The sequence below is a fragment of the Nonomuraea sp. WAC 01424 genome (genome assembly GCF_003947315.1).
GTDB lineage: Bacteria > Actinomycetota > Actinomycetes > Streptosporangiales > Streptosporangiaceae > Nonomuraea > Nonomuraea spiralis.
Window position 1 is genome coordinate 308962 of sequence record NZ_QHHZ01000016.1, and the last position, 9227, is coordinate 318188.

Annotated in this window: 10 protein-coding genes and 1 pseudogene; 5 read left to right on the forward strand and 6 right to left on the reverse strand. The window is 66.0% G+C overall.

Annotated elements, in window-relative coordinates; all coding sequences use genetic code 11:
- Positions 1–271 precede the first annotated feature (271 nt).
- The 3 genes from DMB42_RS38660 to DMB42_RS38670 all read right to left on the reverse strand — a co-directional run bounded on the left by DMB42_RS38660 (position 272) and on the right by DMB42_RS38670 (position 2572).
- The gene (locus tag DMB42_RS38660; protein WP_125643623.1) at positions 272–793 is read right to left on the reverse strand and encodes a DUF4158 domain-containing protein; all 522 of its coding nucleotides are present in this window, start codon (positions 791–793) and stop codon (positions 272–274) included.
- A 17-nt stretch (positions 794–810) separates the two neighbouring features.
- A complete protein-coding gene (locus DMB42_RS56475; RefSeq protein WP_125643625.1) occupies positions 811–966 on the reverse strand; it encodes a DUF4158 domain-containing protein in 156 nt (51 codons plus the stop codon).
- Positions 967–1294: 328 nt separating this feature from the next.
- On the reverse strand, positions 1295–2572 hold the full coding sequence (locus tag DMB42_RS38670) for a serine hydrolase (protein ID WP_125643627.1): 1278 nt from the start codon (positions 2570–2572) through the stop codon (positions 1295–1297).
- A 184-nt stretch (positions 2573–2756) separates the two neighbouring features.
- Between DMB42_RS38670 and DMB42_RS38675 the strand changes: the two genes are divergently transcribed.
- Positions 2757–3431 (forward strand): helix-turn-helix domain-containing protein, encoded by a 675-nt coding sequence (locus DMB42_RS38675; RefSeq protein ID WP_260478189.1) that lies wholly within the window; start codon positions 2757–2759, stop codon positions 3429–3431.
- Positions 3432–3916: 485 nt separating this feature from the next.
- Here DMB42_RS38675 and DMB42_RS38680 read toward each other — a convergent pair whose 3' ends face one another.
- Together DMB42_RS38680 and DMB42_RS55460 are read right to left on the reverse strand one after the other, a co-directional pair.
- Positions 3917–4096 carry an alpha/beta fold hydrolase gene (locus tag DMB42_RS38680; RefSeq protein ID WP_185845091.1) on the reverse strand — a complete coding sequence of 60 codons (180 nt, stop codon included), beginning with the start codon at positions 4094–4096 and terminating at the stop codon, positions 3917–3919.
- 124 nt (positions 4097–4220) lie between these two features.
- Complete coding sequence (locus tag DMB42_RS55460; protein ID WP_312024788.1) at positions 4221–4676, reverse strand: GNAT family N-acetyltransferase; 456 nt, start codon at positions 4674–4676, stop codon at positions 4221–4223.
- Here DMB42_RS55460 and DMB42_RS55465 point away from each other — a divergent pair.
- The 4 genes and pseudogenes from DMB42_RS55465 to DMB42_RS53705 all read left to right on the forward strand — a co-directional run.
- Positions 4566–5087, forward strand: a pseudogene (locus tag DMB42_RS55465) (replication initiator); the annotation flags it as partial. The gene DMB42_RS55460 and the pseudogene DMB42_RS55465 overlap by 111 nt on opposite strands.
- 178 nt (positions 5088–5265) lie before the next feature.
- Positions 5266–5457: an AlpA family transcriptional regulator gene (locus DMB42_RS38690; protein WP_185845092.1), complete on the forward strand. Its 192-nt coding sequence runs from the start codon at positions 5266–5268 to the stop codon at positions 5455–5457.
- Entirely contained in the window at positions 5454–6815 is a 1362-nt protein-coding gene (locus DMB42_RS38695; protein WP_125643631.1) for a tyrosine-type recombinase/integrase, read from the forward strand. Before DMB42_RS38690 ends, DMB42_RS38695 begins: the two co-directional genes overlap by 4 nt.
- Positions 6816–7084: 269 nt before the next feature.
- Positions 7085–7438 (forward strand): SdpI family protein, encoded by a 354-nt coding sequence (locus tag DMB42_RS53705; RefSeq protein WP_185845093.1) that lies wholly within the window; start codon positions 7085–7087, stop codon positions 7436–7438.
- Between the two features lie 544 nt (positions 7439–7982).
- On the opposite strand, the gene DMB42_RS38705 is transcribed toward DMB42_RS53705, so the two are convergent.
- Positions 7983–8597 carry an SMI1/KNR4 family protein gene (locus tag DMB42_RS38705; protein WP_221762533.1) on the reverse strand — a complete coding sequence of 205 codons (615 nt, stop codon included), beginning with the start codon at positions 8595–8597 and terminating at the stop codon, positions 7983–7985.
- Positions 8598–9227 lie beyond the last annotated feature (630 nt).

Consider the following 9227-nt stretch of genomic DNA (forward strand, 5'->3'; position numbering starts at 1 on the left):
AACGCCGGCTTGGTCACCCGAGGGCCAATGGCCGAAGACGAAGCCGGCTGGCCCTCCGGCCATGCAGGCGTAACAACGTTGTTCTGAGACTCAAGACCGCTCGGCGCCGCTCGCGCGGCCGCTTACTGGCAGGAGCGGCCAACCAGGCGTGCGGGCTTTGGCCCGGTCCCGCCGCCGCCTCCAGACAGCGCCCGTGATCCCCTGACAGTCGCCAGTCACCAGCGGTTCGCGGGCAGATCCAGGGAGGAGTGGGCGGTCAGGCCGTAGCGGGCTAGCTCGTCCAGCCGCCGCTGCGGCACTGCGGTGTCCAGCTCCAGCCAGCCGAGTTCGGTGCCGCCGATCTCGGCGACCAGATCCAGCGACTTGACGATCTGCGGCCCGGACGCCTTCGACGAGCCACTCCCCCCAGCGCTCCAGACCCGAGACCTTCTTGCCCGGCGGCACCGCCAGCAGCAGATAGCACCGCCCGCTGCTGCGCGCTGAGCAGCGCGGCCAGCGTGTCATGCAGCTCCCGCGTGGCGCGTTCCCGCTCGCGCGCCATCAGCCGGGTCAGCGTGCTGATCCCGGGCAGCAGCACGTCGTTCTGCCGCAGCCAGCGCACCGCGTACTGGAACGGCTCGGTCGGGCCGTCGCCGGTGTTCCACGCGTGCGCCCGCAACTTGCCCGCCAGCTCGGCCTCGGCCGAGGCGAAGTCGTTCAGCCCGAACGCCTTGGCAATCTCCCAGGTGTGTTCCAGCCGCGCCTTGTCCCGCTCGGTGTAGCGCTTCACGCAGGACGGATCCTCTATCCCCAACTAGCCGGCGACAACGTTCAGGACCTCGTTCGGCACCTCCAGCGGATCAGCCAGGAATCACCCAGGTAGCGAACCGTCCCGAGCTGAAGGGTGAAGCCGCACCTGATGTGCCGGCCGCGATGCCCCTTGGTGAGGGCCATGTCCTCGTTGTCGAGGAAGAAGATCTTCTCCATCTCGGTCTAGGAGGGCGGACCGTCGTAACGGCCGTACTTCGCCGCTTCCGAGTCGCTCAGGAAGTCGACAGGCATGCATGCAACGTATGACCCAACAGACACAGCGTCATTAGAGCGACACAACCGTTACCGAATGCTATCTAACGTGACTGTAAGTAGATCGATGTCGCGCTGTGAACCCGAACGGAATCCGGCGTGAGCCGCGTTCGGCGGCGGGGAGACGCTCAGCTCGCTGACCAGCGGGAACGTCGGATTCCGTGCCAAATCTCTCTGCCCCCCGAACGGGTCCCGCCTTCGAGGTGCATGGGTCCACGATGCTCGGCCCCGTCTACGGAGCCGGCGTGGCCTCGTCAGCTCTTCGGGCCTGCCCGCCGCAGAACACCTGCCTGAGAAGGTTCTCCAGCGCCTTCGAGAACGCCTGTGCCAGGTCGGGTGCGACGTCCCCGAAGGTGATCGAAGCGGTCAGGGTCTTCTTTCCATCGGGCGTGCTGAGCATCGCCGTCGAGTAGCCCCCCGTGGCGCTGCCGTTGTGGTTGAGGACGATGCCGCAGCCGGGCCCCAGGTCCTGCACGTATATCCCGAGGCCGTAGCTGCCAAAGATGCCGGCGCTCTTCGGGTGCGGCTTGCGCATCTCGGCCAGCAGCCGGGTCGGTAGGAGCTTGCCGCTGTTCAGCGCGGAGAAGAACGTGTGGAGATCCTTGGTGGTCGAGATCATGTCACCGTTGCCGGCCTGCAGGGAGGGGTTCTGGCGGGTGACGTCAACCACCTTCCACTGGCCGCTCTCGTCCTGGTAGCGGTAGTAGCCGTGGGCGTGCGGGCCGGGGAGATCCGTGGTGCCCGGCACCACGGTGCCTCGCAGCTTGAGCGGCCGCAGGATCCGCCGCTTCATCTCCTCGGCGATCGAGTGGCCGGTGACCTTCTCGATCAGCAACTGGGCCAGCGTGTAGTTGGTGTTGGAGTAGCTCCAGCCCTTCCCCGGCTCGAACCGCGCCGGCCTGGACATCGCGAAGCGCACCAGCTCCTGCGGCTGGTAGGTCTTGAACCGGTTGTCCACCCACTCCCTGCCCGCCGCGGGGATCCCCGGCTCGACCGAGCCGTCAGGGCGGAACTCGCCGGTGTAGGCGTACAACCCGCTGGTGTGCTGCAGCAGCATCCGCACCGTGATCCGCCTGTCCAGCTCGAACTCGGGCAGATAGTCCACCACCGACGCATCCAGTCCGATCTTGCCGTCGTCCACCAGCTGCAGCACCACGGTCGCGATGAAGGGCTTGGTGGCGCTGCCGATCCGGAACCGCCCGTTCGTCGGCGGCTTGGCGCTCGCACCCAGCTTGCGCTGCCCGGCGCTGCCGACCCACTCGCCCCGCTCATCGTTCACGCGCGCCTGCATCCCGAGGAAACCGGCATCGACGAACGCCTGGATGGCCTGCTGCAGTTCCGGGCGGTCTTGTCCGGCAGCGGCCTTCGGCACGGCCTTGCTGTCCGCGGTGGCCAAGGCGGGTGCGGCCGCCCCGGCCAGCAGCGCCGCCAGCGCCGTGACCGCCACTCGCTGGGAGACCCGCAGCCTCCGGACCCTGTTGCCCTTGACGGCATGGAGAGATTGATCCATGACCATTCCTCACTTCGCGATAGTACGTGTCTTGTGCAGCTCGAAAGCTACGTTGCATTCAGAGATGAGTCAATCTGCGCAACAACGTTTTCCCAGGTAAATGGCGACAAATTGGACGCAATGACGCTGCGTTCGAAAGCAACACCATGTTGCAATGATTGGCGGCTAAGGCAACACTGACGGCATGCCAGGACGACGATTGACCCAGCAGGACCGCCAGCGCATCGCGGCCGGACTCGCTGACGGACTCTCCTACCGCGAGATCGCCAGGCGGCTCAACCGGCCGACCTCGACGATCACCCGGGAGATCGCACGCAACGGCGGCCCCGCCGGCTACCGGCCCCAGCAGGCACACCAAGCGACGATCCAGCGGGCACGGCGCGGCACACCGGCACCCCCGCTCGCGGCCACACCGCCGGTCGCCACGATGGAACAGGAGATCATCGAAATGGTGGTCAGAGCGGGGATGCCGAGGACGGCCGCGCGCGTGCACCACGACCTGATGCTGGCCGAGGATGGCAGGCGCACCGCCGCCGAACTGGCCCACAGACTGAAGGTCAGCCCGGCCTCCGTCTCCGTGGCCGTGAACTTCCTGGCCCAGCAGGGATTCGTCCGTCGCGAGCGCGATCCGCGGCGGCGTCGCGACATCTACATGATCGACGACGAGGCCTGGTACCACGCGATCATGATCAGCGAGCGGCGGACGCTCGAGACAGTGCGGGCCACGATGGCGGCGGCCGAGACGTACGGGCTCGACAGCCCCGTGGGGCGACGGCTGGCCAAGACGGCGGCGTACCTGGAACACGTCAGCCTGGACATCATGGAGTCAGCCGGCCGCTGGTGCCACCTCCTGACGTGACGGGTCTCCGCCGAACCACCTGGCGAGCCGGCTGACCAGTTCCTGCTGATCGTCACCGACCCACCCCACCGGGCCATCCATATTCCGACGCCAACCTGCACACAAAGATCCCGCCAGCGCACGCTGCCGGGAGGCCTTTTACATGCTGATCGCCAAGAGCAAGATCAAAGTTCAGCAACACCCTCTCAGATGAACGCGCCAGACACGGCTATGGAAGGTCGTCGTCCGCGCCAGAATCCACCACGCCCGAATCTGTCAGGCGGCGTCCCAGCGCGGGCTCGTACTACCGCCTGGCCGGACGTCATCGGTGGTATCCAGTGCGACAGAGATCGCGTGCCTGACCGGCTGGGCGAAGCTCAAGCACGTCGAGGATGTGGCGGTAGAGGGGGCCCGATACTGACGCCACTCGGTCCTCAGGGTCGCCATCATCGAAAGACGGCTCACCGCGCCCCTGCCCATCGGCACAGCCCGCCTCCGCAAGGCGATCACAGCCGGATCAGGTCGGCGACCTCCTCGGGCAAGCCGGGTGAAGTCATGACATGCCCCATCCCTGGCACGACGTGCAGTAACGCTCCTGGAAACGCGGCAGCCAGGGCCTCGCCGTGGCCGAGCGGATAGACCGGATCCTGGTCGCCATGCAGGATCGAGGTTGGCGCGTTGATCAACGACAGTGGGGCAAGCAGGTCAGGGGCGTACCGCCACGTCCTACCTCTCATCCGGGGCCGTCAGGACGCCCCGCTCAATGGTGTGCGCCCGCCAACGCCCCGGACATCCGTGCACTGTCCGGAATTACTCTGCACTTTCGGTGCTCGGAAGAGTACGGAGGTAGAAGACTTCAGGATCACCTTCATCGAGGCCGTGCACCATCCCTACCGACCGCCAGCCAACCCGCTGGAGCAGCCGCTGCATGGGATGGTTGGACAGGTTCGTTGAGGTGAACAGCTTCGCGGTCTGGCATGAAGCTGCTGCAGCGCGCAGTAGCCTCTCGCCAACACCATGACCCCGGGCGGGCTCAGCCACCATAAGCATCGTCACGAAGCCCTGCTCGAAGAAGGTGTACTCAACGACGCAGTAGCCGACCAGCCCGGCTGGAGTGCTGGCTACAAGGACGGACCGCTCGCGCCGCACCTGCACATGGCCATTCGGGGAACGCTCCCGCGCGCGGAGATCAAGCAGATAGCCGCCGCCACCTACCACCAGGTCTGGTGGCCACAAGCTGACGAAGTCATCTTCGACGGTGACCACCTGCCCGTCTGGGGTGAGGAGGCCGGCTACCTCGACCCGGCTACCGGCGAGGTGTTGCCCACCTGGGACGAGGCCCTTGACGCTCTGGACGAGGACGCCGAACCCCTCCACGTGCTGCGCTTCGGCGATCAGGTGGACGTGCAAGGTGTTCTCGCCGGTACGCCGGACGCCGACCAGTGCATCCGGTACCTGTCCAAGTACCTGACCAAGTCCATCGGCGACAGCCTCGACGGCGGCCAGGCCCAGCGCGAGCATGCCGCCCGCATGGTCGATGCCCTGCGCTACGAACCGTGCTCGCCGACCTGCCCGAACTGGCTGCGCTACGGCGTCCAACCCAAGAACGCCAAGGCTGGGATGGCTCCCGGCCGGTGCCGCTCTAAGGCCCACAAGCCCGAACACCTCGGCTACGCCGGCCGCCGGGTCCTGGTCTCCCGTAAGTGGTCCAACAAGACGCCAACGTGCCACCACTCGCCGTACGCCTCCTGCGCACCGTGGCCGAACGCCAACGCTGGCGAGCACACCTCAGAGACCTGGAAGCCAGAGCAGCAGGACATGACCTTTCGGCAACCGAGGACATGGGGAGGGCCGCATGACCAAGCACGACGAACTCCTGACCGTCCGCCAGGTCCTCACCGAGCTCGGCGGAGTCTCCCGCCGCACCTTCTACCGCTGGCGCGAGATCGGCAAGGCACCAGAGGGCATCCGCCTGCCCAACGGCGAACTCCGCATCTACCGCAGCGATCTCAACGCCTGGCTCGAATCCCTCAGGAGCACCGGATGACGACCTCGTACGACGTGAAGTTCTTCGAGATCAGCCGCAACAAGTCCAGCAAGACGCCGTCATACGTCGTTCGCTGGTCGGTCGCCCGCAAGCGCTCCTCCAAGACCTACCGAACCAAGGCCCTGGCCGACAGCTTCCTGTCCGACCTGCGGCAGGCTGCCAAGCGCGGTGAGGCCTTCGATGTAGATTCCGGGCTGCCGCCGTCGATGCTCAAGGCCAAGGATGCCCGGAGCACCCTGGAGTTCGCGCAGGCGTTCATAGAGATGAAGTGGACACACGCGGCGGCCAAGAGCCGAGACAGCATGTCCGACGCGCTGGCAACAATCCTTCCTGCCCTGACCAAGGACCGCATAGGACGCCCGGACGCTCGCGAACTTCGGACAGTCCTCCGCAAGTGTCTCCTCCTGCCAGGGGACAAGCGCCCGGACGTACCGCCGCAGTACGCCTCCGCCGTGGCCTGGATGAAGGCGGCCTCACTCGACCTGGCAAGCCTGAAGGAGGCCAAGACGGTACGGCTCGCCCTGCACGCCCTGACCCTGTGCCTCGACGGCAAGGCGGCGGCCTCCACGACGATCGCCCGCAAGCGCGCCGTCTTCCACGCTCTCCTGGAGTACGCAGTGGAGTTGGAGGAGCTTTCGGCAAATCCGCTGCACAAGATCAAGTGGAAGCCACCCAAGACCACCGAGACCGTAAACCCTCGCGTCGTCGTGAACCCCCGCCAAGCGCAAGAGCTGCTGACTGCTGTGACCTACGTAGGCCGACGCGGCAGAGGCCGGCGCCTGATGGCCCTCTTCGCCTGCATGTATTACGCCGCCCTACGCCCGGCCGAAGCGGTCGGCCTCCGCATCCAGGACTGCCACCTCCCCGCCTCCGGCTGGGGACGCCTCACCATCGACGTCTCCCGGCCGGAGGTAAACATCCAATGGACCGACACCGGCAACGCGCACGAGGAACGCGGCCTCAAGCACCGTGGCAGACAGGACGTCCGCCCCGTGCCCATCCCGCCCGAACTGGTCAAGATCCTCCGCTCCCATATCGCGGAGTACGGGACGGCCAAGGATGGCCGAATCTTCCGCAGTGAACGGGAAGGCGTCGTGGCTTCAACGGCCTACACCGAGGTCTGGCAGGCCGCCCGCCTCCTGGCCTTCACCCCCGCGCAGGTCGCCTCCCCGCTCGCCAAACGCCCGTACGACCTTCGGCACGCGGCGGTGTCCCTCTGGCTCAACGTGGGCGTCTCAGCCCCGGACGTGGCCGAGAGAGCCGGCCACAGCGTCGATGTCCTCCTGCGGGTCTACGCCAAGTGCATCGACGGCCAGCAGGGCATCGCCAACCAGCGGATCGGCGACGCCTTCGCATGACGCACAGCCCAACCTCACCCAGAGCCTCGGCCACCACCGGGGCTCTTGTTCTGGGCCGTGATCAAGCCCCGAAGGGTCCCGAGAGCCTGGTTCGCTTCACACAGTCGGACGGTGTTACAGGCTGCGTAGGTGTGCGGGCGATCACCCAGCATGCCCCAGTCCCGCGGTTCCACCTCCGGCGGCCCGCCCTCCTTGCCGCCGACGGACGATTCATTGATCTTCCTACGAGATCCACGAAAGGTTACGGTTTGGGAATGGGACCTGTATTCATGACGTCGCTACTGACCCTGCCAGCGCTCGCCTTGCTACTGATCCCCTTCCATGACGAGTCAGGCGCTGTGGACACGCGAAACCGGCTATCCGGCCTGCGCACCCGCCACACCCTCGCCTCTCCCGAGGCGTGGGATGCCGCGCACGCCTGGCTGAGGCGCCCCCTGCGACGCCTGGCTGTAGTCATGGCGGGGGTTCTCGTCGTCTCCATCGCCAGCGAGATGGCGTTTGGCCTGCCTGAGGCCCTCGAGCTAGCGATTGCCGTGTCCCAGGCAGTGTTGTTCGTGGGTGGAATCCTGTTGATCGGCTGGCGCGCCAACAGGGTCGCGGCGCAGGTCAATCAGCGTCGCTAGGCGTCGGTCAGTGCTCCTGGCCCTCCTGGCTCCAACACCTTGGCGGCCCCTACGCTCTATCTCCAGGCTCCTCACACGTCTCGGCGGTGCGATGCGAGAGCGGGCAGCACCGCCTAAACATGCCTTCTACCTGCGGAAACGCCGTCAAGATCATTGCACGTATATTGGTGGACCAGCGACAACGGGCCGCTCGCAGCGGCATCTGGTTGCACACCCCTGAAACGCAGAAGAGGCCCCGTAGGGCCTCTGATCTGCTGTTACTGCTGGTGGCAGGTGCAAGGTTCGAACTTGCGTAGGCTGAGCCGACGGTTTTACAGCGGGCCGGCGTTCCTGACTGCATCAGGCCTCTGACCTCGGGGTATAGCTCTGGCCCTTCCCCTAGAGCGGGGAGATCACCCCGCGTATGTCCCGCGAGGCACAGCCAGCCACGATTTCCCCTGGGAACTCATATCAGTTAAGGAACTTTAGTCCCATCTGTCTCACTTGCGCTTGGCGCAGAGGGCCGGCAGCAGCCATCCCAATCTGGCTCCGAACCTGATCAGGGCTAGTCATCAGTGATGGGGTACATGTTGGCGTAGGGGTCGGGCTCGCCGGTTTGCGGGTCCAGTCCGGCCACAAGCCGTCTACGCTGCTCGCGCCAGCTGACGAAAGTGCCTGTCCGCTTCCAGAGGGACGCATCGCCGAGTGGGCAGGCGTCGAAGCGGCCCAGCATCATGCGGGTGATGAACTTGACCATGCCGCAGTCGAACAAGGCCCAAGGCGATTCGCCCCACGAGTGGTGCCGACGCCAGGCTACGACAGGCCACTTGTCCGGATCGGGGTCGTTCATAAGCCAAGCCATCTCGTTGGCATTCATCCCAGACCCCCAGGGCAGAACGGCATCGGCATCGAACATCGCGCCTGGGACACCTGCGTCCTCATCCCAAAGCCAGCGCAGGTCGGCTGTCATGCTTCCGATGTGACACGCTTCCCATCCGCGCACGTCACTCGGGAGCGGAGGCAAAATGACAAGCTCTCCGATATCGCCCACGCCGTACGTGTCCAGCAGCGCCTTGTAGTCACTCGGCAGCTTAGTGCCCAGCGCAGCTTCGGCCGCATTCCAGTCAATCTGCTCGCCACCTGCCAAGTCTGCCGGCACAAGATCGAGCAATACGGCCACGTCAGAATGAATGCCCATGGTGGAGTCCCCTTGATTAGGTGTTCAGTAACCCTAGTTGTGCGGGCGACCACGCATTCCCCGAGCTGAACCGGTCGTGGGTGCTGGCCGAGGACCGAACGCATCCAGAAGCGGGCCTTCGACCAGGCCGCCCGTGCGCAGTCACCCCCACCATCCCGGAGACGGAGATCAGCCCTGTTCTCCGGTGAGCCAGGGTGAGGAACGAACCCTGGATCGTCGATCGCCCCCAAGCACGTATGGCGACCGGCCACGTCGTGGCGATCGTAAGGGCTGTGTCTGTGCGGCGGCGCGGCAACCCAACCCGGAGAGTCGGTTGGTACGGCGCGGATGGCGTACGGTGCCCGGCCTGATGTCCCGCCGCCGTCCGGGACCGGCCCCCAGGCCGCACGCCCGGACGGCGGGCGGGCGGAGGGCCGGGGGTACGGCGGCGCGCCGCGCCGCCGCTTGATCCCTACAAGGGCTATTCGGCAATGTTCCGGCTGAGCCCAGTGTCCTGTCTCGCTTGATGGTTGACACTCTGGCCTCGCTTGATGCTTGACACCTTGATCGTTATCTGAGCCTGCTCGTGGCGTTATCGACGCTTCGGGGGAGGCTCGGGTGGCATTGGTGGAG